17 protein-coding genes and 2 pseudogenes are annotated in these 23,349 nt (G+C 63.3%); 9 read left to right on the forward strand and 10 right to left on the reverse strand.

Features of this window, described 5'->3' with window-relative positions; all coding sequences use genetic code 11:
* The coding region (gene htpG / locus PW789_RS04485; protein WP_299372049.1) for a molecular chaperone HtpG at positions 1-1,875 on the reverse strand (1,875 nt) is incomplete at its 3' end.
* Between the two features lie 259 nt (positions 1,876-2,134).
* Here htpG and PW789_RS04490 point away from each other — a divergent pair.
* Both PW789_RS04490 and lepB read left to right on the forward strand, forming a co-directional pair.
* Entirely contained in the window at positions 2,135-3,994 is a 1,860-nt protein-coding gene (locus PW789_RS04490) for a hypothetical protein (protein ID WP_299372052.1), read from the forward strand.
* A 226-nt stretch (positions 3,995-4,220) separates the two neighbouring features.
* A complete protein-coding gene (gene lepB, locus PW789_RS04495; protein ID WP_299372055.1) occupies positions 4,221-5,054 on the forward strand; it encodes a signal peptidase I in 834 nt (277 codons plus the stop codon).
* A 241-nt stretch (positions 5,055-5,295) separates the two neighbouring features.
* On the opposite strand, the gene PW789_RS04500 is transcribed toward lepB, so the two are convergent.
* The 3 genes from PW789_RS04500 to PW789_RS04510 all read right to left on the reverse strand — a co-directional run bounded on the left by PW789_RS04500 (position 5,296) and on the right by PW789_RS04510 (position 8,137).
* Complete coding sequence (locus PW789_RS04500) at positions 5,296-5,718, reverse strand: VOC family protein (protein ID WP_299372058.1); 423 nt, start codon at positions 5,716-5,718, stop codon at positions 5,296-5,298.
* Between the two features lie 231 nt (positions 5,719-5,949).
* Positions 5,950-7,986: an alpha-galactosidase gene (locus tag PW789_RS04505; RefSeq protein WP_299372061.1), complete on the reverse strand. Its 2,037-nt coding sequence runs from the start codon at positions 7,984-7,986 to the stop codon at positions 5,950-5,952.
* Positions 7,883-8,137 carry a hypothetical protein gene (locus PW789_RS04510; protein ID WP_299372064.1) on the reverse strand — a complete coding sequence of 85 codons (255 nt, stop codon included), beginning with the start codon at positions 8,135-8,137 and terminating at the stop codon, positions 7,883-7,885. Before PW789_RS04510 ends, PW789_RS04505 begins: the two co-directional genes overlap by 104 nt.
* Positions 8,138-8,208: 71 nt before the next feature.
* Here PW789_RS04510 and PW789_RS04515 point away from each other — a divergent pair, with 71 nt between their 5' ends.
* The 3 genes from PW789_RS04515 to PW789_RS04525 all read left to right on the forward strand — a co-directional run bounded on the left by PW789_RS04515 (position 8,209) and on the right by PW789_RS04525 (position 10,114).
* Positions 8,209-9,042 carry an SDR family NAD(P)-dependent oxidoreductase gene (locus tag PW789_RS04515; RefSeq protein WP_299372066.1) on the forward strand — a complete coding sequence of 278 codons (834 nt, stop codon included), beginning with the start codon at positions 8,209-8,211 and terminating at the stop codon, positions 9,040-9,042.
* Between the two features lie 44 nt (positions 9,043-9,086).
* Positions 9,087-9,467: a hypothetical protein gene (locus tag PW789_RS04520; protein ID WP_299372069.1), complete on the forward strand. Its 381-nt coding sequence runs from the start codon at positions 9,087-9,089 to the stop codon at positions 9,465-9,467.
* A gap of 167 nt (positions 9,468-9,634) precedes the next feature.
* Complete coding sequence (locus PW789_RS04525) at positions 9,635-10,114, forward strand: hypothetical protein (protein ID WP_299372072.1); 480 nt, start codon at positions 9,635-9,637, stop codon at positions 10,112-10,114.
* Between the two features lie 80 nt (positions 10,115-10,194).
* On the opposite strand, the gene PW789_RS04530 is transcribed toward PW789_RS04525, so the two are convergent.
* The gene (locus tag PW789_RS04530; protein ID WP_299372075.1) at positions 10,195-11,028 is read right to left on the reverse strand and encodes a DUF1003 domain-containing protein; all 834 of its coding nucleotides are present in this window, start codon (positions 11,026-11,028) and stop codon (positions 10,195-10,197) included.
* Positions 11,029-11,167: 139 nt separating this feature from the next.
* Here PW789_RS04530 and PW789_RS04535 point away from each other — a divergent pair.
* A pseudogene (locus PW789_RS04535) lies at positions 11,168-11,500 on the forward strand (DUF1353 domain-containing protein); the annotation flags it as partial.
* 72 nt (positions 11,501-11,572) lie between these two features.
* A pseudogene (locus PW789_RS04540) lies at positions 11,573-11,848 on the forward strand (HU family DNA-binding protein); the annotation flags it as partial.
* A 301-nt stretch (positions 11,849-12,149) separates the two neighbouring features.
* Here PW789_RS04540 and PW789_RS04545 read toward each other — a convergent pair.
* The 3 genes from PW789_RS04545 to PW789_RS04555 all read right to left on the reverse strand — a co-directional run bounded on the left by PW789_RS04545 (position 12,150) and on the right by PW789_RS04555 (position 15,132).
* Positions 12,150-12,953 carry a gamma-glutamyl-gamma-aminobutyrate hydrolase family protein gene (locus PW789_RS04545; RefSeq protein ID WP_299372078.1) on the reverse strand — a complete coding sequence of 268 codons (804 nt, stop codon included), beginning with the start codon at positions 12,951-12,953 and terminating at the stop codon, positions 12,150-12,152.
* Positions 12,954-13,123: 170 nt separating this feature from the next.
* Positions 13,124-14,113, reverse strand: coding sequence for a porphobilinogen synthase (gene hemB, locus PW789_RS04550; RefSeq protein ID WP_299372081.1), 990 nt, complete (start codon positions 14,111-14,113; stop codon positions 13,124-13,126).
* 467 nt (positions 14,114-14,580) lie between these two features.
* Positions 14,581-15,132, reverse strand: a complete 552-nt coding sequence (locus PW789_RS04555) for a hypothetical protein (protein ID WP_299372084.1) — start codon at positions 15,130-15,132, stop codon at positions 14,581-14,583.
* Positions 15,133-15,342: 210 nt separating this feature from the next.
* On the opposite strand from PW789_RS04555, the gene PW789_RS04560 reads away from it, so the two are divergent.
* A complete protein-coding gene (locus tag PW789_RS04560) occupies positions 15,343-18,225 on the forward strand; it encodes a Smr/MutS family protein (protein ID WP_299372087.1) in 2,883 nt (960 codons plus the stop codon).
* Positions 18,226-18,403: 178 nt separating this feature from the next.
* On the opposite strand, the gene PW789_RS04565 is transcribed toward PW789_RS04560, so the two are convergent.
* Positions 18,404-19,540, reverse strand: a complete 1,137-nt coding sequence (locus tag PW789_RS04565; RefSeq protein WP_299372090.1) for an acyltransferase — start codon at positions 19,538-19,540, stop codon at positions 18,404-18,406.
* 245 nt (positions 19,541-19,785) lie between these two features.
* Between PW789_RS04565 and PW789_RS04570 the strand changes: the two genes are divergently transcribed.
* Positions 19,786-21,384 (forward strand): glycoside hydrolase family 32 protein, encoded by a 1,599-nt coding sequence (locus tag PW789_RS04570; protein ID WP_299372093.1) that lies wholly within the window; start codon positions 19,786-19,788, stop codon positions 21,382-21,384.
* Between the two features lie 206 nt (positions 21,385-21,590).
* Here the strand turns inward: PW789_RS04570 and PW789_RS04575 are convergent, their stop codons facing one another.
* Positions 21,591-23,333: a tannase/feruloyl esterase family alpha/beta hydrolase gene (locus PW789_RS04575; protein ID WP_299372095.1), complete on the reverse strand. Its 1,743-nt coding sequence runs from the start codon at positions 23,331-23,333 to the stop codon at positions 21,591-21,593.
* Positions 23,334-23,349: the final 16 nt, after the last annotated feature.

Here is a 23,349-nt window from a genome sequence, read left to right on the forward strand (position 1 = left end):
GAGGCGTTGGACGAAGGTGGTGGGGTCTTTTAGCGGCACGCCTTCTAGTAGCAGCGCCTGGTCGAAGAGGAGCCAGGCGGCGTCGGCTACCTTGGTCTCTTCGGGGTTGGCTAGTAGCTTGCGGATGATCTCGTGGTCGGGGTTGATCTCGAGGGTGGGTTGCAGGTCGGGCAGGTTCTTCTGTCCCATGGCCTGCATCATCTGGCGCATGCGGGCGGAGGGTTCGTCTTCGTCCGACACGATGACCGAGGGGCTGTCGGCGAGGCGGGAGGAGGCGCGGACCTCCTTGACGCTGTCGCCGAGGGTGGCCTTGATCTTTTCGAGCAGGGGCTTGAGGGCCTCGGCCTTTTCGGCGGCCTGCTCGGGTGTGGAGTCGTCCTTGAGGTCGTCGGAGGTGGTGGACTTGTTGACGGCCTTGAGGTCGATGTCGCCGTACTTGGGGACGCTGGAGAAGACGATCTCGTCGATGTCGTCGTCGAGGATGAGGACTTCGATGCCCTTCTTCTTATAGACCTCGAGGAGGGGCGAGTTGCGGAGCAGGCTCTCGTTGCCGCCGGTGATGTAGTAGAGCGCCTTCTGTTCGGGCTGCATGCGCTCCCGGGCCTCGGCGAGCGAGGTGAGGCCTTCGACACTGGAGGACTTGAAGCGCACGAGGTCGAGGAGCGTCTCGCGGTTGGCGAAGTCGCCGTAGACGCCTTCCTTGAGGGGGCGGTTGTACTCGGCGATGAACTGCGCGTACTTGTCCTTGTCGTTGGCCGCGATGTTCTTCAGCTCGGAGAGAATCTTTTTGACGCTGGCGGTCTTGATGGTGTTGAGGACCTTGTTCTGCTGCAGGATCTCGCGGGAGACGTTGAGCGGAAGGTCTTCGGAGTCGATGATGCCGCGGACGAAGCGGAGGTACTGCGGGAGGAGCTCCTTGGAGTCGTCCATGATGAAGACGCGCTTGACGTAGAGCTTGATGCCGCCCTTGTACTCGGCCTGGTAGAGGTCCATGGGGGCCTTGGCCGGGATGTAGAAGAGGGTGGTGTATTCGAGGGTGCCTTCGGCGCGGGTGTGGAACCAGAAGAGGGGGTCTTCCCAGTCGCCGGTGATGGACTTGTAGAACTCCTTGTAGTCGTCGTCGGTGAGCTCGGACTTGGAGCGCTGCCACATGGCGGAGGCGGCGTTGACCTGCTCGGTGACGCGGGACTTGGTGGACTCCTTCTTCTCGGCGTCCCAGTCGCTCTTGTCGTAGGTGAGGAAGATGGGGAAGGCGATGTGGTTGGAGTACTTCTTGACGATCTCCTGCAGGCGCCAGGAGTTGGCGTAGGGCGCGCCCTCTTCGTTGAAGTGGATGAGGACGGTGGTACCGGCGGTGGCGCGGGCGTTGGAGCCGGTGGCCTCTTCGATCTCGAAGCCGGTCTTGCCGTCGGAGGTCCAGCGATACGTCTTGTCTTCACCGGCCTTGCGAGAGAAGACTTCGACCTTGTCGGCGACCATGAAGACGGAGTAGAAGCCGACACCGAACTGTCCGATGAGGTTGGAGTCCTTCTTGGCGTCGCCGGAGAGCTGGGAGAGGAAGTTCTTGGTGCCGGAGCGGGCGATGGTGCCGAGGTGAGCGATGAGGTCTTCCTCGTTCATGCCGATGCCGGTGTCGGAGATGGTGAGGGCCTTGGCCTCCTCGTTGAGGTCGAGGTCGATGCGCGGGGAGGCGATGGTGGAGCCGAGGAGCGCCTTGTAGGTGTCGTCGGTGAGGGTGAGGTGGCGCAGCTTGTCGAGCGCATCGGAGGAGTTGGAGATCAGCTCGCGCAGGAAGATCTCGGGGTGCGAGTAAAGGGAATGGACGATCAGCTGGAGCAGCTGGGAGACTTCGGTCTGGAATTGTTGCTTGGACATAGCTCTCTTATTTTGCCAAAACATGGAGATTGGCGTTTGGGGCGGGGTCTGTGGGCAGGGAGGCTGTGGTGGGGCTGGCCTTTTTGGTGGAGAAGCGGGTCTCTTCCACCCCAATGAGCAAAGCTCGCTGGGGACCAGCGGTCTCTCCGCTGCGCGGCGCTTTGCGCCTTCGGTCGAGATGACTTTTTAGAGGTAGTGGCGGGCCCACTCATGTCATGAATGGGGCACCCGGGTAGTGGCGGCGGTAGGATGAAGGGCGATGAACATGATGGCGGATGTTGAACCGGCAGTGACGTTTTATCCTGCGCGGCTTGCGGTTCTGGATGCGGCGTACAAGCGTTACTTCTCGCGGACGGACGCTCTGCAGAAGGCGATGATCGCGGGCTTTGTGCTGGCGGGCGTGTTGCTGTACCTGTTGCTGCGCGGCGTGGTGACGGGAACGCCACTGCTGGTGGTGCTGGCGGCGACGGTGGCGGTGATTCCGCTGTACCTGCACATGATGCGTCTGCGCGATCGCACGCTGCGGCTGTTTGTGCACTATGAGCTGGCGGTGGGGCGCATCGACGGGACGAAGACGCAGTCGGGCAATACAGGCGAGGAGTTTCGCGTGGAGGGCCACCTGTATGAGCGCGATCTGAATGTGCTGGGCGCGGACTCGTTGTTTGGCATGCTGGATACGGTGAGGACGGGCGTGGGGCAGCGGGGGCTGGCGAAGCTGCTGCTGTATCGCGATGCGGGGAAGGCGCGCGGGGCGGGTGGTGCTCGTGATGCGGGCGACATTCGGGATGCGATTCTGGCGCGGCGGGCGGCGATCGAGGAGCTGACGGGGAGGAACGATCTGCGCGAGCGGATTGCGATGCTTGGGCCGTCGCGATTTCAGCAGGTGCCGGCGGCGTTCTTCGACAAGTGGCTGGATGAGCCTGCGCCGGTGTTTCATCGGGCAGGCCGTGTGGGCATGGTGGCGACGACGACGGTGGTGGCGCTGCTGACGATCCTGGGGCTGGCGCATGTGCTGCCGTGGGATGTGGCGCGGCCGAATATTGTCTGCGCGCTGGCGATCCAGGCGACGATTGCGCTGACGCTGCGCAAGAGGGTGCTGCCGCTGCTGGAGTCGTCGAAGAGTATCTCGGCGCAGATGCAGCTGTTTCGCGATGGACTGGAGCTGGTGCAGGGCGAGAACTTCACGTCGCAGCGTCTGCGCGAGCTGAAGCAGGTGATGGCGACGCCGGGCGATGCGGTGCGGCTGCTGAAGAAGATTCAGCAGCAGTTCGTGATCGTGGAGCAGAGGACGAAGGAGTGGTTCCTGATTCCTTCGCTGCTGCTGTGCGCGGGGACGCATGCGGCCATCTCGATTGCGATGTGGAAGCGGAGAAACGCGGCGGCGATGATGTTGTGGCTGACGGCGTGGGCGGAGTTCGAGGCGCTGAGCGCGCTGGCGACGTATGCGTATGAGCATCCGGAGAACACGTATCCGGAGATTCTCGACGAAGGCACGGCGGTCTTCGAGGCGACGACGCTGGCGCATCCTCTATTGCCTGCGAACGCGGTGGCGAACGATGTGGCGTTGAACGCGGAGACGAGGGTGTATCTGATCAGCGGATCGAACATGGCGGGCAAGTCGACGCTGCTGCGGTCGGTGGGAGCGAATGCGGTGCTGGCTGCGACGGGCGCGCCGATTCGCGCGACACGGGCGAGGATGTCGCCGCTGGTGATTGGAGCGTCGATTGCGCTGAGCGATTCGCTGGCGGAGGGCAGGAGCAAGTTTCTTGCAGAGGTGGAGCGTCTGCATGCGATCCTCGAGGCCGCTCGCAGCGCGGGCGAGGTGCGGGTGCTGTTTCTGATCGACGAGATCTTCAGCGGAACGAACTCGCTGGACCGTAAGGTTGCGGCGGAGGCGGTGACGCGGGCGCTGGTGGGTCACGGCGCGGTGGGCGCTCTGTCGACACATGACCTGACGCTGACGGAGATGGGAGAGTTTGCCGAGCTGCGTGCAGTGAACGTGCATATGGCGAGTGCGGACGCGAGCGATCCGCTGGCGTTTGATTACCGGCTGAAGCCAGGGGTAAATCAGAGCTCGAATGCGCTGGCGATTGTGCGGATGATGGGGATTGGGGTTTAGTGGCTGGGGAAGCCGGCATACCGTCTGGGAAGCCGACTTATCGTTACCAATCCGGCTCGATGCGTGACTTGGCGATAACGCGCTCGTTAACGGAGTCTCTTTACAAGGCAGTAACTTCCGGGCGGGTGACCACCCCCAGAACACCGGGCATGAAATCATCAGGCTTTAGAATGCCCTGTGTGAACTCCCTGGGAGCTCGCATAGGGCATTCCTGAGGAGCCTTTGGATGAGTCCAACGACGAAGATCTCTCCTGATTCAACGAAATCCGCGGCTTCCGCCAACATCAATCGGGAGGAGACTCCTTTAGAGTCGTTGTCCAGCACCTGCACAGTCTTGGTGGTGGGCCTGTTCATTCTGACCTTCTTAGCCCAGAACTACCTCATTCCGTCGGGCTCGATGAAGAACACTTTGCTTATTGGTGATCATCTGGTGGTCGACCGGATCACGCTCATGTCACCCGCTTCGTGGATGCCGCTACCTAGGTATCGCGAGCCGAAGCGCGGCGATATAGTGGTGTTCTACAAGCCTGTTTATCAGCCTGGAATTGATCAGCCCAATGCGGATGGGACACCTCAATATACGACCCTAGTCAAGAGATTGATTGGTGTACCGGGTGATCATATTCATTTGCGCAACGGCATTGTGACGATCAACGGTGTCGCACAGCCTGTAGGATCCGCGCAGCCTACGACGCCGGATAATTTCAACAAGTTCCTCGATGATTTCCCCGCAGTGCCTCCAACCGGGGTGCCTGGGACAACTGAGTCGTGGGCCGTGAGCTTCTCGAATAGCGCCCAGGGCGGCGATCTGGTGGTTCCGCCCGGCATGTACTTCATGATGGGCGACAACCGGCACAACAGCCTGGACTCGCGTTTCTGGGGCTTCGTACCGCGTGCCAACATAATTGGCCGTCCTCTATTTAACTATTGGTCGTTCAATGCTACAGATGGGCAAATTGAACAAATAGGACTGGGTCGCGAACTCGTGTGGATTGGCCACGTTCTGATGCATTTCTTCCCAGACACTCGGTGGAAACGCACTTTCCATGTTGTTCGTTGAACCGAAATCGTAAGATCGCAATTCGGCTTTTCTGCGTTTAGGTCGAGTGACCACCGCGTCGGCAGAAACCTGATGCCAGGCCGGTCATGCGCCAGCAATCCGTCATGGCGAGCTTCTTGGTTGACGCAAAACAGGCCAATACCCCCATGAAGCGACGGGTTGAGCAGACTGGGCAACATGAGTCCTGTGAAACGCCTCTCGCGTCATCGACGATCGCACCCACAAGCCAACCTCCCGCTCCTTATGCAGAAGAACTCTTCAACGTTTCGAACGCCGGGTGTTCGGAGATGCTGAGAATATTCCCATCGGGATCGCGGAACCATGCGACCTTTGCCCCGGTAGGGGAAGACCAGATCCCCTGTTCGTCCTGGACGAGCCCATCGAAGCGTTCCAACGAAACTCCCGCCTTCTGCAGCTCCTCCACCACCACCTTGATTTGAGGAACCTGCCAGCCGAGCACGGTTCCATGGGCCTCGGGCAGCTTCTTCGCCATCCCCAGGCGCACCATCGTGCCGTTTGCGTCGAAGACCAGCGCGAAGGGCGGCTCTTCGTTCACCAGCGTCAGGCCTAACGTGTCGCGGTAGAAACGTTTTGCCCGCTCCACATCCACGATCGTGGCAAAAGCGATGAGTTGGCATGCGGCCAGCGGTCCGGTGCTTTTCATGCCAAGGATTTTCCATCTCGCACGCCGGATGGCGCAAGAAGATTAACGCGACATACCGCGCCATCCACGTGAGAGCGGACCAGGCTCATTGATCCAGCCCCACACAAGGTCCTTTCTGCACATCGTCGAACGCATCCGCCCAGGCAGACGATGCACCGGCAGCTCCGGCGCGTTCAAAAGCCGAGAGCCAAGGTCCCCGGTCAATCTCCCACCACCACACCACACCCCGCTCTACTCCCGCGTCAGCACAAACGCCGCAGCCTGAAAATCCCCTTTCAACATCACATCCACGCCATGATGCATCCAGTACCCGCCCGTCGCCTTCACCGGCGTCTCCTCGCTCGCCTTCCCCGCAATCGGCTTCAGCGAATACACCGCATCCTCCTCCAGCCCGCGCAGCTTCACCCGCGGAAACGGATAGTTCTTCGTGCTCGAGTGCAGAAACGCGAACAGCACCGCCTGCTTTCCATCTCTTGCAACCGATTCGGTTACAGATTGCTCGCCCGTCTCCGGCTCCATCAGCCGGTACAGCTCTCCGCGCTGCACCGTCTCACGAATCTCCTTGTACGCCGCAATCATCTTCGAGGCCGTCGCAAAGTCCTCATCCTTCCAGTGGTTCAGGTTCGCCCCCACGCCCAGCGAACCCTGCATCGACGACAGGAACCTGTACTCCAGGCTCAGCGTGCGATTGTTCACCCACGTCGGCGAATCCGTCACCCACGCCATCATCGCCGCCGGCGTGTACGCATACGTGAAGCCGTTCTGAATCGTCAGCCGGTCGTACGCGTCCGTGTTGTCCGACGTCCACACCTCGTCCGTCAGCTTCATCACGCCAAGATCCACGCGCCCGCCGCCGCCCGAGCAGCTCTCGATCTCTACCCCGGGATGCCGCTTTCGCAGCTGCTCCAGGATGTCGTAGTAGTTGCGGATGAAGTCCACATACACATTCTTCTGCTCCTCAGGCGAGACCGCAGGCCATCCCGGCTCCGCCCAGTTGCGGTTGTAGTCCCACTTCAGAAACGCAATCCTGTTCTCCGTCAGCAGCTTGTCCAGCCACTCCAGCGTGTAGTCGTGTACATCCTTGCGCGCCAGGTTCAGCACCAGCTGGTTGCGTCCCTCCGTGCGTGGACGGCCGGTAAAGTTCAACACCCAGTCAGGATGCTTCCGGTAGAGATCGCTGTCCGGGTTCACCATCTCCGGCTCCACCCAGATGCCGAAGTCCATGCCCAGTCCATGCACCTTGTCGATCAGCGGCTTCAGCCCCTGCGGAAACTTCTCCTTGTTTACATACCAGTCGCCCAGCCCGGCGTGATCGTCCTTGCGCTGACCGAACCATCCATCATCGATGACAAACCGCTCCACGCCCATCTTCGCGGCCTTCTCCGCCAGCGCCATCTGGCCCTCGGCCGTCACCGCAAACGTCGTCGCCTCCCACGAGTTGTAGAGCACCGGCCTGATCTTCTCGTGCGGATGATTCGGCAGAATGTTGTCCACCTCAAACCGATGCAACAACCGCGAAGCTCCACCAACACCAGCATGCGAGTAGCCGCCATAGAACCACGGCGTCTCGAACGTCTCTCCCGCCTTCAACTGGTAGCCGAAATCGAATGCATTCGACCCGCCCGTCACGCGGACATCCTTCACAACGTTCTGCTCGATCGCAATCTGCCACGACCCGCTCCACCCCAGCGCGCCGAACCAAACCTCGCCCGCATCCTGGTCCTCGCTTGTGCCGTCGTCGATCATGAACCACGGATTGTTCTGCGCCCCCGTCGTTCCTCTCCTGCTCTCCAGCACCGTCTTGCCGCCCTGCACCGGCTGCACCTTCAGGCTGTCCTCACCCGCCCAGCGGCCCGTCACATAGTGCAGACGATAGTGATCGCCGCGCGGCAGATTCCACGTCGCCGCCTGCACCTGCTCCAGCCGGATCGGCCCCTTCGTCTCGTTCTCCACCACCGCCTCGCGCGCCAGCACGCCCGTCGCCGCATCCATGCGATACACCAGCGTCACAAACACTGCGCGCTCGATGTCCTTCATCCGCACGCTGATCTCGTTCGCCTTCGCCTCGCTCGACACGTACTGCAACACCAGGTCGCGATTGCCGTCGGGAAACGTCACCTTCAGATCCGGCTCGACATACAGCACACCGCCCCAACCGATGTACTCATGCGGCGTCACCGTCACGGGCCCGTCGAACGACGCGACCTCCTTGCCCTGCTTCGGCGCGGCAAACTCCTGCGACGCAGGCAGACGATGCCCCCAGTACATCGCCTGCAGCTCCCTTGTGATCGTTCACGCCAAACACATACGTCACATCGCCGCCATCCAGGCGAAAGACCTTCGCCTCCTCACCCCTCGCAGCAACAACGCCCACCACACCCGCAAGCAACACCACCATGCCACGAAGACCAAACCCCATCGAACAACCCCTTTCACCACAAAGAAAAGCAGACAACATCACGCTGCCATCCTAATTCGGCGCAACAGGCATTGTCGTTCCGCCGCCACCAGCACTCCCCAACTCCACCCCACATGCACTACCCTGTCATCCAACAACCCATGAGCTTCGCCACCTATCCCTCCCTCCGCGACCGTATCGTCCTCATCACCGGCGGCGCCACCGGCATCGGCGCCGCGCTGGTCGAAGCCTTCGCCCAGCAGCACGCCCGTGTCGCCTTCCTCGACATCGACCAGGACGCCGGCATCGCCCTCGTCGAACGCCTCGCCACTGCCAACCTTCCCCAGCCCCTCTTCCTCGCCTGCGACCTCACCGACATCGACGCCCTCCGCGCCGCCATCGCCACCGCCGAACAGCGCCTCGGCGGCCTCGACGTCCTCGTCAACAACGCCGCCAACGATCAGCGCCACACCCTCGAAGACCTCACCCCCGAGGCCTTCGACCAGGGCATCGCTGTCAATCTCCGCCACCAGCTCTTCGCCGTCCAGGCCGTCGCGCCCGTCATGAAGGCCGCAAACCGCGGCTCCATCATCAACATGAGCTCCATCAGCTGGATCATCCCCAGCACCGGACTCCCCGTTTACATCGCCGCCAAAGCCGCCATCGTCGGCCTCACCCGCACCCTCGCCCACGAGCTCGGCCCGCACAACATCCGCGTCAACGCCGTCCTCCCCGGAGCCATCCTCACCGAAAAGCAGCAGCGCCTCTGGCTCACCGACGACTACAAGCGCGAGATCCTCGCCCGCCAGGCCCTCAAACGCCACCTCGACCCCGAAGATGTCGCCCGCCTCGTCCTCTTCCTCGCCGCCGACGACTCCTCCGCGATTACCAATCAGAGCCACGTCATCGACGGAGGTTGGGTCTAACCTCGCCCAGACTCTGGTCATCACAAACCAGAGCTATGTTGTCGATGGAGGATGGGTCTAGCCATCCCGACCATCAGTCATCACTGCTCAAGCAGCAGGCGACAGGTGTACGCTTTCTGGCAACGAGGAAGTACACGGTGACCAACAAGATCGTCTCTGCACTCATCTGGCTCTACGCCATCGCCTGCGCCCTGGTTCTGTTCCTGGTTCCCCCCACCCGCGAAGACCGGTTCGGCATCCTCCGCCATCCCCACGGCGGCGTCCCCGGCCTCATCCTCGCCCTGCCCTGGAGCCTCGCCATGCGCCTGCTCCACTACCACGGCACCGCCTACACCACCACGCTGGTCGTCTTTGCCATGGCCATGAACATCTACCTCTTCATCAGCCTCTACCGCTGGCTCACCAGCCGCCGCTCCAATCCATAGCCGCACAGCCCCTCGCCGCCAGCACTCCTTCCGTCCACCCAGGGCTCAGCCACCGAGCCCCCCAAAACCGCGCCTCCAGCATGGTTCACGCCAATTTATTCCCCGCAATACAACGAACGATGTAGTATCTTGCACTCAACACAGGGCCCACTTAAAGGAGATCTGCCATGCGTTCCAAACTCCTCGGCCTCTCTCTAGCAACCCTCGCCACCACAGCGCTATCAGCCGCCACATCGCTCTCAGCCGCAACGCTGAGCTCAAGCACCACGGCGTTCTCAGTCCCAACACACTCCACCACCGCCACCTCCGTCGTCTACGACAGGGGAGCCGGCTTCGGCGGAGGCCAGAGCTCCGTCATGATGAAGGGCACGCTCCGCGGCAGTAACGACGTCAGCTATCTCGTCGGCGCACACACCGGCCAGACCCTCACCGTCACCCTCAAAGGCAGCACCTGGGCCTACTTCGACGTCTACGCTCCCGGAGACGCCGACGCGGCCATCTATACCTCCGACTCCGCACCCACCCGCAACCACGCCACCCTCCGCCTGCCCGCCAACGGCAACTACATCGTCCACGTCTACCGCTATCGCAACGAGATGCTCCGCAAACCCACCAGCCCCTACACCGTCACCATCGGGGTCCAGTAGCGCAACTCAGCTACAAACAGGAGATCCCACGCCTCACCCTGGGACGTGGGATCTCCAAACATCTCCGCCACCACCGCGACCTACCCCCTCATCTCCCGCAGCTGATCCTCCACATCGCCGATCTTGTCCGTAATCAGGTTCAGCTTCCGGCTCAGCGCCTGGATCTCCGCCTCCGCCCTGCGGTTCACATCGAAGTCCAGCTCACTCCGCAGACGATCCTTCGTATCCTGCCGGTTCTGACTCATCATGATCACCGGGGCCTGGATCGCCGCCAGCATCGACAGGAACAGGTTCAGCAGAATAAACGGGTACGGGTCCCACATCCTCTGCTTCAGAAAGATGTTGATGCACGTGTACACCACCAGCACCACGAGAAACGTGATGATGAAGTTCCACGATCCCCCGAACCGCGCCACCCCATCCGCGATCCTCTCCCCAAACGTCTCCGCATCGTCGATCATCTCGTTCGCATTGCGCGACGCCCGCAGCTGGATCAGCCGCTGCGACGCATGAAACTGCCGCCCCAGCATCGTCAGCATATCCAGCCCGGCCATCGGCTTCCGCTTCAGCAGCTCCGTAATGTCATGGCGATCCAGCTCCAGGCACTCGCTCGCCTCCACCGCCATCGCATTCGACTGGTGCGGCGTCTCGTCCAGCATCGACGCGAAGCCGAAGAACCCGCCATGCCCCGGCTCCTCGATCAGCACCTCCTGCTGGTCCTCGTCCACCGTCGTCACCCGCACCACGCCCGACAGCATCACAAACGCCTTGTTCCCCGGATCGCCGATCTTGAAGATCCTCTGCCGCGCCGCAAACCGGCGGATCTCCACCTGCCCCGCCAGCACCGCCAGCTCCTCGTCATCCAACAGCTCAAACAGTGGAATATGCTTCAACTCTTCCGGCGCACACGGCATAACAGACCTCTCCTTCAGACACGCTGCAAAATCAACATTCGCGAACCGCAGATTAGCAGACGGCTCTTAAACCCGATCACTGCCCGACCATAGAAAATTCTTCTTGCCACCTCTGCCCGCACAACCATACGTTGTCGGCATGGCACAAAATGTGAAGGGCCGTTACGAAGGCCGCGCCGCGCTCGAGCTGCTCGACGACGGCCGCATCGCACGCCTGCTCGAGGCCTACGCCTACATCGACTGCTTCGACCAGCGCTGGGATGTCCCGGCCCTCGCCCAGGTCGACGGCGCCTCCATCCCCCGCGCCCTCTGGACCCTCATCGGCGGCCCCTTCGAAGGCCGCTACCGCAACGCCTCCATCATCCACGACTGGTTCTGCGACCGCCGCACCCGCCCCTGGCAGCGCGTCCATCGCATGTTCTACGAGGCCATGCTCACCTCCGGCGTCTCCGCCACCAAGGCCCGCATCCTCTACACCGGCGTCTTCCTCGGCGGCCCGCGCTGGTCCCAGACCGTCATCGACAACAACCAGCTCGCCGATGGCATCTCCGGCGCAAACAAGGCCGAGCTCAGCCGCGCCATGGCCGAAAAACTCGACCTCACCGCGCCCCAGACCTCAGCTCTCCTCGACCTGCTCGCCACCACCGCGGTCAAAGAGACAAAGACGACCGGCGAGTTCACCATCCCCGGCATCGGCAAGCTGGTCAAAGCCGAGCAGAAGGCCCGCATGGGCCGCAACCCTCAAACCGGCGAAGCCATCAAGATCAAGTCCAAGACCGCCGTAAAGTTCCGCGTCTCCCGCGCCGCACTCGACTCCGTCAATACACCCGCAAAGCCCATCGGCAAAGCAGCCAGGCCCGCCAGCTATCGCTACGAGTTCAAGCCAGACGACCTCGACACCATCCAGGCCATCGCCAAACAAACCGACGACCTCGCCGAGATCGAACGCCTCGTCGACCAGCAGCTCAAAGGCCGCAAGCGCAGGTAATCCCGCAGCATGTGGGTCTAAAGCTGGACATCAAACCGTAAGCGCCAGCCGTTCGCTCTGGCCGCTCTCCCACGCCGGCTTCACCTCGCTCAGAGGCCTCGCAGCCATCCCAGCGAACAAAGCAGCAGCAGCCCTACTCCACCACGGACGTCTTAATCTCGCGCGGCTTCCACCCCGCCGCCTCTTGCACCAGCCGCGTAAAGATCGCACGGCTCGCCGCCGAGATACCCCGGCTGCGCTCCGGATGCCACTGCACCCCCAGCACAAAGTGCGACTCCGGCCGATGCGGGTCCTGCCCGCCCTCCACCGCCTCAATCACGCCATCCTGCGGACACCGCGCCACCACCCGCAGACCGTCCCCCGGAATCCCGATCGCCTGATGATGCGACGAGTTGATCGGCAGCGACAGAAACGCATCCGCCTCCACCGCCTCCGGCGCGCCATCCGCCGCCTTGGCATCCGCCACAATCTCGCCCAGCGTCGACTGCGGAGCCACCAGCGCGTTATGCGCCACCGCCACCGTCTTGCCCGCCGGATGATTCACCGGCATCGGCGCCAGATGCTGCACCAGCGTCCCGCCCCGCCACACATTCAGCGACTGCGTCCCGAAGCAGATCCCCAGCAGCGGCTTGTAAAGATTGTGCGCATCCTGGATCAGCAGCTCGTCCACATTCTCCCGCGCCGGGTCCGCAGGCGAGGTCTCAGGCGCCGCCTCGTGCCCGAACTTCTGCGGATTCACATCCGCCGGCGACCCCGGCAGCAGAACCCCCTGGCACGTATTGATCAGGTCCGCGATCTCGCGCGGCGAAAGATCCAGCCGGATCTCCACCGGCTCCCCGCCCGCCTCCCGCACCGCCTCCGCATACTGCGGCCAGGACTTCGCGTTGTACTCAACATTCGTGCTCGTCGGCACCGGGATGGCAATTCGCGGACTCATCTTCGTTCAAACCCCACTCTCAACATGATAAGCCGCACCGCAACGAAGCCGGGTGCCCCATTCATGGCGCAAAGCGACATGAGTGGGCTCATTCGCGCGAAAGCGCGAACCCCACCCAAAACAAAAGAGGCACAGCCAAAGGCCGTGCCTCTCCAATCCAACCAAGAAATTTACCCCAGCACCCGCGCCGCATCCTTGGCAAAGTACGTCACGATAAAGTCCGCGCCAGCCCTGCGCAGCCCCAGCAGCGACTCCATCATCGTCCGCTCCGGCTCCAGCCAGCCGCGCTCAAACGCTGCATGCAGCATCGAGTACTCGCCCGACACCTGGTACGCGCCCATCGGCAGCTCAAACCGCTCCCGCGCCTCGCGGATGATGTCCATGTACGGCATCGCAGGCTTCATCAGCAGCATGTCCGCACCCTCGGCCAGGTCCAGCTCGATCTCCCGCATCGCCTCGCGACGATTCGCTCCATCCATCTGGTAGCTGCGCCTGTCGCCAAACTGCGGCGCCGAGTCCGCCGCCTCGCGGAACGGCCCATAGAACGCGCTGGAAAACTTCGCCGCGTAGCTCATGATCGGTGTCTCCTGCATGCCCGCCGCATCCATCGCCTCGCGCATCGCCGCCACGCGGCCATCCATCATGTCGCTGGGAGCGACAATGTCCGCGCCCGCCTTCGCCAGCGACGCCGCCGTCTTCGCCAGCAGCTCCAGCGACGAATCATTCTCCACATGCGCATGATCGCCATCGCGCGTCACAATTCCGCAGTGGCCATGCGACGTGTACTCGCACAGGCAGACGTCCGCAATCTGCACCAGACCATCCAGCGCGCGGTTGCTCTTCATCGCACGCAGCGACTGCTGCACGATGCCGTCCTCCGCCCACGCGCCCGTCCCCTGCTCATCCTTCTCCTCCGGAAGACCGAACAGCAACAGGCCGCCAAGGCCCAGCTTCGCGCACTCTTCGGCTTCCTTCAGCGCCTCGTCGATCGAGAGATTGAAGACACCCGGCATCGAGCCGATCGGCTTACGCACGCCCTCACCCGGGCAGATAAACAGCGGATAGATCAGTTGCGAAGGAGCCAGCGACGTCTCGCGCACCAGCGTACGCATGGCGGCCGTGCGGCGTAACCGGCGCATTCTTACAGCAGGAAAGTTCATGTCTTAAGTGTACGCAACATGGACATGCAACATGGACACGCTCATCGGACCCACAAACCGTACACACAAACTGGACGCCCGATTAAAGTCAAAACACACAAACAGATACGCTGAAGCGGACACGCGAAGTCGACACACAAATCAATGCCCTCCGCTACAACCATCGCTCAGTGTCGTCCATCAGGCAGAAGTCGTCCGCCCCCCAAAGACTCTTGGCAGCACACGTAGTCTGGCAGGGCAGAAACATCGTCAGGCTAAGTAACAACGACCACCGGTATTGGACGTCCTCCCGGGACGCTGAAAGCCGGCTGCCTGCCGCCATGCTCCCTGTCCCCCCAGACAGGTCGAGCCGGCGGCAGACAAACTCAATCCCAAATCGAATCGGCCGAGAACGTCACGCCCTGCACGCAGCGGAAGGAATCTGCTTTCGACCACGAATGCCCGAGCCACCCAACCCGTCACACCCCTTACCCCGGCTCCGCCATCGCGTCGTACTCCAGCGCCGAAGCCGCCGGCAGCAGCACCCACAGCGTATAGATCCCCACCGCCGTCCCCAGCGGCATCTTGAACAGCATCAGCACCGCGGCCACAATCGCCAGCACACGCCCATACGACCGCCGCGTCAGCAGGCTCCAGCCCACGAACGCCGTAAACAGTGCAGCCGCCACGGCAAAGCCCATGATCACCGGCAGCAGGTGCATCCACGGCGGCATAAATCCCATCCGATCCGGCCAGTCGCCGTGCCAGTGCCGGAAGACGAACACCTTCACGAAGAACATCCCCAGCAGCCCTTCAATCACGCGCCACACCGCCAGCACACACCACAACGTGCCCAGCGTCTGCAGATGCCGCTGCACCCTCACCGGAGGGGTATAGCTCATCGGCGGCGCATACATCGGGTACGCCGCATACTGCTGCGGAGGGGCAGCCGTCGGAGGCACAGCAATCACCTGCGCCCCGCACAGTGAGCAGAACCTCACCTCGGGAGTTACCGGACCGCCGCATGCCTGACAAACCATCTCGCACCTCCAACCGTCTCAGGGGCCCTGTTGCCGCACACTCTTCCTTACGCACACACGTCCACCAAGGTTCCATGCCTCCCTCCAAAACCGCCATTTCAACGAAAGCCGCGCAGCGGAGAGACCGACTCCTCGGCGAGAACACTCACTGGGGCGATAGAAACCCGTTGCCCTCCACCGCCAACACCCCCGCAGGTTTAAACTGAACCCGTGCCCCCACAAGAACTCACCGCGCACATCCCCGCGCCGCTCGCCGAATCCTCCTCCACCGCGCTCGAGTGGCCGCGCCTCCGCGAGGCCATCGCCGCCCGCACCTTCAGCCCCCTCGGCCGCGCCTGGACCCTCGCCCTCGAGCCCTCCGCCAACCTCCCCTGGATCGAGGCCCAGCACCAGCGCACCCACGAGATGCGCGCCCTCTACACCTCCGGCGGCAGCTTCGACTTCCACGGCCTCTTCGACCCCACCAGCCTCCTCGAAAAGGCACGCATCGAAGGCTCCGCCCTCGAAGCCCTCGAGATCCTCGCCCTCGTCACCGTCGTCGAACGCATCGCCGCCTGGCGCAAGCTGATCACGACCCCCGGCGAAAACGCCTTCCTCAACACACCGTCACCCCAATCGCCTGTCATCTCGACCGAAGCGAAGCGCAGTGGAGAGACCCGCCTCTCTACTGCGAATGTTCCCGCGCCACGCGAAGCAAGTTACACCCACTCCAACACCAACGGCATCGCCATCCTCTCCACCCCCATCCGCGACGCCTCCCTCGAACCCCTCCTCCGCAATCTCTCCGGCAAGATCGAGCCCGACGGCTCCCTCTCCGACGACGCCTCTCCCGAGCTCCGCCGCATCCGCCGCGCCATGGAGCAGCAGCACCGCGCCATCGAGGAGAGCCTCCGCCGCTCGCTGAACCGCCTCGCCGCCGAAGGCGCCACGCAGGACGCCGTCATCACCATCCGCGGCGAGCGCTTCGTCATCCCCGTCCGCGCCGAGTTCAAGCGCCGCATCCCCGGCGTCGTCCACGGCTCCTCCTCCTCCGGTCAGACCGTCTTCGTCGAACCCCTCGAAACCATCGAGCAGAACAACGAACTCGTCCGCCTCCTCGACGAAGAGCAGTCCGAGATCCACCGCATCCTCGTCGCCATGACCCGAGCCCTCGCCGCCGACGCCCCCACCATCCTCGCCGGCGCGCGCATCCTCGCCGAGATCGAGTCCCACGCCGCCCGCGCACGCTTCGCCAACGACCTCAACTGCTCCCGCCCACACTTCACCACCGCAGCCTCTACGTTCCCACCTGCAGCCTCTGCGTCGTCATCCAAAACACCCTGGTTGTCATCCCGCAACACAGCGTCATCACCCGACGTTCCTTCGCTGTCATTCCAAGGTGCAGCATCATTTCAAGGCGCAGCCGAGGAATCCGCTTTTCCTTCTTACCCACCCAAAAATCCAGTCATCTCGACCGAAGGCGCGCAGCGCCGCAGTGGAGAGACCCGCTTCTCTACCTCCACCCTCTCCCAGCCAAGCGAAGCCCACAGCCAACAATCCCACCTCTCCCTCACCGCCGCCCGCCACCCGCTCCTCGAACTCCGCATGATCGCCGAAGCCCGCGCCGCAGGCACCGAGCCCAAGGCCCCCACACCCCTCACCGTCGCCCTCGCCGACGACGCGCGCCAGCTCATCATCAGCGGCCCCAACACCGGCGGCAAGACCGTCTCCCTCAAGACCATCGGCCTGCTGTCGTTGATGGCCCAGGCAGGCGTCCCCGTCCCCGCCGACGAGGCCGTCCTCCCCCTCTTCACCGCCATCTACGCCGACATCGGCGACGCCCAGTCCATCGAGCGCAACCTCTCCAGCTTCTCCGCCCACGTCGTCAACCTCGACCGCATCTCCCGCGAGGCCACCTCCTCCTCGCTCGTCCTGCTCGACGAGCTGGGCTCCGCCACCGATCCCGAAGAGGGCGCCGCCCTCGCCGTCGCCGTCTCCCAGCACTTCCTCGACGCACGCGTCTGGTCCTGCATCACCACCCACCTCACCTCGCTCAAGATCTACGCAGCCAACCGCCCCGGCGTGCTCAACGCCGCCGTCGGCTTCGATCAGGAGACCCTCACTCCCACCTACCAGCTCCGTCTCGGCGTCCCCGGAGCCTCCGCCGGACTCAACATCGCCGCACGCCTCGGCCTCTCACCCGACATCATCGCCGCCGCCCGCGCGCAGCTGTCGACACAGACCGCCGACATCGCCGCCTTCCTCGACCGCCTCCATCAACAACTCGAAGCCGTCACCGAAGAGCGTGCCTCGCTACGCGAAAAAGAAGAGCAGCTACGCAAAGACAAGATCCTCCTCGACCTCGAAGGCCGCGCCGAGATCAAGCAGCGCACCCGCGATCTCGAAAAGAAGCTCGACTCCCTGCTCAACGACTTCGACTACCAGCTTCGCGAGTCCGTCAAAGCCATCGGCGACAAGGCCGTCGCAAAAAAGATCCAGCGCGACTCCGCCACCACCATGGCCCGCGCCCGCCGCGAGTTCGGCGAACAGTTCAAGTCCACCGTCGTCGCCCACATGACCGGCGCCGACAAGAACGACCCCAACGCCCAGCCCCACATCGTCAAAGGAGCCGAGGTCGGCGATCTCGTCAAACTCAAATCCCTCGGCCGCCAGGCCCGCGTCGAACGCATCCTCGACCGCACTCCCACCGGCGCAGCCAAAACGCTTGAAGTCTCCATGGGCGCGATGAAGATGAAGATCGCCGCCGAAGACATCGCCGACGTCGAAAAGGTCAAGGTCGTCACCCCGCTCGAAGCCGCACGCAAAAAGGGCGGCATCACCGTCTCCACCAACGAAGACCCCGACACCATCAGCTCCGAGATCAACGTCATCGGCCGCACCGCCGACGAGGCCCACGAGCAGGTCGCCCGCTTCCTCGACCGCGCCTTCCTCGCCGGACTACCCCGCATCCGCATCGTCCACGGAACCGGCATGGGCATCCTGCGCCGCACCCTGCGCGACTACCTCCGCTCCCACCCGCACGTAGCCAACATCACCGAACCCCCGCCAAACCTCGGCGGCCAGGGAGCCACCGAAGTCGAACTGCGGCAGTGATCCACCCCCAAAAACTGTCATCTCGACCGAAGCGAAGCGCAGCGGAGAGACCCGCTTCTCGACCGAAGCCCTCTCCCAGCCGCGCGAAGCCACGTGCCACAAACCGGGTGCCCCATTCATGACGCGACAGCGGCATGAGTGGGTCCATTCGCGCGAAGCGCGAACCACCCAGCCACACCTATAAAGCAGGCTCCCGCAGCATCTCCACCTCCAGCCGCTTCCTCTCCCTGTGATCCCGCAGCCAAAGAAACGGCCGCTCCACCCCCACATGCAACACCCACGCCGCAGCAAAACAAGTCACCGCATACAGCGCCCACGACGCAGGCCCATGCGCCGTCGTCACCCGCGAAAACCGCTGCATGACGAAATGCCCCACCGACTTATGCGTCAGATACAGCGCGAACGCCAGCGACGCCATCATCTCCGCGCCCGGCACCCGCACCCGCGACAGCACACCATCGCGGCTCACACTCGAAGCCACCACCATCCCCAGCCCCAGCGACAACACCGGCAGCCCGAAGATCATCCCCCACTTCGCCGGACCCTCGCTGCTGCCCACATCCAGCCCGCGAAACATCCATGCCACCGCGCCGACACACACCACGCCCGCGACCATCAACCCATGGCCGCGCTGCATCAGCCGCTCCCACCACAGCGGACGAAACACACGCACCACCGCCAGCGCCACGCCCACCGTCAGACCATCCAGCCGCGTATAGCTCGTGTAATAGACCTGCGCATACACCTCATCCGGAAACCTCCAGATCAGCCACGCGCGCAGCGCCACGCCCAGCACCACCACCGCCGCAAACATCGCTGCCGTCTTCTTCGCCGAAGGCCGACGCATCAGCCACGTCACCAGCAGCGGCAGCACAAGATAGAAGTGCTCCTCCACGCACAGCGACCACGCATGCGAGAACGCCCGCCGATCGAAGTTGAACCCGAAGTTCATCGTGAACGTCAGAAACTTCCAAAGCGGCGCCAGCCGCGGAGCCTCCCTCCACACCGGCACAAACACATACAGCGCCAGCACGACGAGATACGCCGGAAGAATGCGATACGCTCGTCTCCGATAAAACTCCGCAATCGAGTGCCGCTCGCCGCGCAGATACGGCTTCAACACCTGCTGGCCGATCAAAAATCCGCTCAGCACAAAGAAAAGATCGACGCCCATCCATCCGTGGTACGTCACCGGCAGCCAACGCATCGGCAGCTCGCCAAAGATCGTCAGGTGATACAGCATCACCGCCATCACCGCGAACGCGCGCAGGGTATCCAGGCCATGCAGCCTGATAGGTGCAGCAACAGTTTTCATGATTTGAAATTGCGAAGAAGGGAGCGAGAGCCAGCACAGACTACTACAGCACTCGCATCGCGCTGTTGTGCAAATCACAAACGCGCACAAAAAATTCGCGCAGCGTTCCAACCATTTCATTTCGACCGAAGCGGCAAAGCCGCGCAGTGGAGAAACCCGCTTCTCGACCTAAGGCGTCATCAAGCCAAGCACCACACTCCGCCACATTTGATACCCACCACCCCAATGCGCGATCATGGCCCACCATGCGTGTGCTGCCTCTCCTCGTCGCCATCCTCCTCGCCGCCGCCCTTCCCACCCACGCACAAACCTCCGGCTACGAGCAGCCCCTTCGCCCGCAGGTCCACTTCTCCCCACAACACAACTGGACCAACGACCCCAACGGCCTCGTCTACTTCCACGGCGAGTACCACCTCTTCTTCCAGTACAACCCCTTCGGCGACCAGTGGGGACACATGAGCTGGGGCCACGCCGTCAGCCGCGATCTCCTCCACTGGAAAGAGCTCCCCGTCGCCATCCCCGAGCTCAAAACCCCGCAAGGCACCGAGATGGCCTTCACCGGCAGCATCGTCGTCGACGAGCACAACACCAGCGGCCTCTGCACCGGCAACAAGCCCTGCATGGTTGCCGTCTACACCGGGCACCATCTCTCGCCCAACCCCGCAGACAAGACCACCCTCCAGAACCAGAACCTCGCCGTCTCCAACGACGACGGCCGCACCTGGCAGCGCTACTCCGGCAATCCCGTCCTCGACCTCCACCTCTCCGACTTCCGCGATCCCTCCGTCTTCCGCGACGAAGAACGCAACCGCTGGGTCATGGCCGTCGCCCTCTCCCTCGAGCACAAGGTCCGCCTCTACGCCTCCGCCGACCTCAAGCAGTGGACCCCCCTCAGCGACTTCGGCCCAACCGATACCACCGGCGGCGCGTGGGAGTGTCCCGACCTCGTCCGCGTTCCCGCCGAACGCAGCGAGGCCACCATGTGGGCCCTCAAAGTCGGCCTTGGATCCAACACCCCCCACGGCGGCTCCGGCGAGCAGTACTTCCTCGGCACCTTCGACGGCACGCGCTTCACCCCCTCCACCCTCCCCGGCGCCCACGGCTGGACCAACTACGGCAAGGACGACTACTGCGCCATCAGCTTCAACCACCTGCCGCCCGACAAGGAACCGCGCCCCATCCTCCTCGGCTGGATGAGCAACCTGCAATACGCGTCCAAGCTCCCCACCGCACCCTGGCGCGGCCAGATGAGCCTTCCCCGCCGCCTCTCCTACATCAGCGACGAGGACGGCATCGCCCTCCGTCAGCAGCCCATCACCGAGCCCCTCCGCGGCGCGCGCAGCACCATCTCCTCCGCACGCGACCTCAACCGCCTCCCACCCTTCGAGCTGTCATTGACCTTCGACGAGAAGGCCCCCGGTACCACCGGCCTCCGCCTCTACACCGACGACACCCACTACACCGAGATCGCCTACGACAACACCAGCCACGTGTTCTACACCGACCGCACCCGCTCCGGCGCCGACGTCGCACCCGGCTTCCCCGCACGCACCACCGCGCCCCTCGCCCCCAACCGCGCCCACGACCTCCGCCTCATCGTCGACCGCATCTCCGTCGAGTCCTTCGCCCAGCAAGGCACCATCGCCATGACCGACCTCATCTTCCCCACCGAAAAGAAGAGCCGCATCGTCTTCTTCACCACCACCGAACCAACAACTCCGGCAACCTCAACCAACGCCGCCAAACCAGCACCGGAAGCCACAGCCAAACCCACCGTCAAAGGCGACCTCTGGATCCTCAGATCCATCTGGCAGCAGCCATCACCACAGTCGTCGCAACCATAGCCGCTGTGGCAGGAAGCGGAATCTGCTTTCCTTCAGCCCCAAATCGCGTCATCTCGACCGAAGCATCGCTCGCGATGCGCAGTGGAGAGACCCGCTTCTCCACCGCAGACCATCCCCGCCACAACCAAACCTCATGCCGCAGGCATGAGCCTTCGCGCAAAACCGCGAACTCGCTTAAGGGCGCGGCTTCGTCCACTCGCTCAACCCTACTTCTTCGCCAATCCGCCGCTCACCTTGCAGACCCAGCTCGAAGCCTCCACCGCATTTCCTTTACCCGAGTACACCGCCATCTGCGGATACGGGCACAGCGGCCGCGACCGGTCCAGCACGCCCTCCGTATAGTGCGACGCCACAATCTTCTCCGGTGCCGTTCCCTCATCCACCCAGCGTTGAATCGCCGCCACTGCGTCGAATGCATCCGGCCCGGGGCCGCCGCCGCAGTGCTGCATCCCCGGCGCCAGAAACAGGCGAGCGAACCCCGGCGTCTGCGGCCCCACAATCTCCGTCACCCGCTGGTAGAAGTTGATCGTGTTCACCGCCGAAATATCCGGGTCGCTCAGCCCGTGATACAGAATCAGCTTTCCGCCACGCTTCATAAACGGCCGCAGATCCGCATCATCCGCGTTCAGCATCGGCGCCAGCCTGTCCAGCATCTTCCTGTCGTGCTCGCGGTTGTAATCGAAGTCCAGGGCGTCATAACTCTCATCGCCCATCACCATGTAGCGAAAGAAGCTGTCCGCCGCTCTCCAGTGCGTGCCATGGTACGGAGCCGAGCCCGTCACCCACGCCTGCCATCCATTCGCTCCACCCTCGCCGCCCGGCAGCAGCCCCGGAAAGAACTGTTTCCCGTTCTCCTCCTTCGAGCCCGCCCAGATCTTCTTCACCACCTCAATCTGCTTCGGCGTAAAGCAGCCGCCAACGTCCTCGCCCTCCTTGCACGCGATCTGGCTCAGATCCACCTTGCACGAGAACGGATCGTTCACCACGCCATCCGCAAACCCATCCTTGCCATCGCACGCGCGGTTCACCGCATCGGCCAGAATCTTTACCTTCGCCGGCTGAATATAGCTCTCCGGGTCCTTCAGCACTGCCTGCGAGTAGTACAGGTGCGCGCCCGCATAAAGATGCGTCCAGTTGTAAGCCGGGTCTCCCGCCACAATCCCGTCAAAGTCGTTCGGGTAGCGCTCCGCCTCCATCAGCCCCTGGCCGCCGCCCTTCGAGCAGCCCACATAAATCGAGTGCTTCGCCGGACGCCCATAGAACTCCCGCGTCAGTCGTTTCCCATTCACCGTCGTCAGGTGCAGCGCGCGATGCCCGAAGTCCTCCACCAGCTCCGGCTTGTCCATCGACCAGCTCGCATCGAATCCCTCGCCCGGCAGATTCGCATGACCCGTATTCGTCGAAGCCGTCGCATTGCCACGCCGCAGCCCACCCGCCAGCGAGCTGTAGTTGACCACGCCCGCCATGCCGCCGTTCCCCACCACCTCGTACCGCCCCGACCAATGCTCCATCGGCAGCCACACCTCAAACCGGATCGCAGGCCGCGTCACACCCACCACGCGACAGAAACGCGGCAGGTTGCGATACACCGCCGTCGAGTTCGGCACATTAAACCGCGGCGTGTCCACCACACCCGCCGCCTCAATCGCCGTATCCTCAATCTTCAGCGACCGCAGCCCCTCGCAGGCCTCCTTCGTGCCGGTCATCGGCCCCATCATCGTCATCACCGGAGGCAGCGGAGGAGCCGCAACCGTTGGAATCGTCTGCTGACTGGGCGGCACATTCACCGGAGCCATCGGTACCTTCGGCTGCTGCGCCCCACCCGAGGCACCAGCCTGCGCCTTCGTCGTCACCTTCGGCGAACCCAGCGCCACCCCGCCACCCAGCAGGAACACCAGCGCGAAAGCGCACACCCTCTCTCCGAGTTCAGCAGCCCAACGCGAGTTCATCGTCCTCCCATTGCGT

The sequence above is a fragment of the Edaphobacter sp. genome, from assembly GCF_028283685.1.
In the GTDB taxonomy this organism is placed as follows: Bacteria; Acidobacteriota; Terriglobia; order Terriglobales; family Acidobacteriaceae; genus Edaphobacter.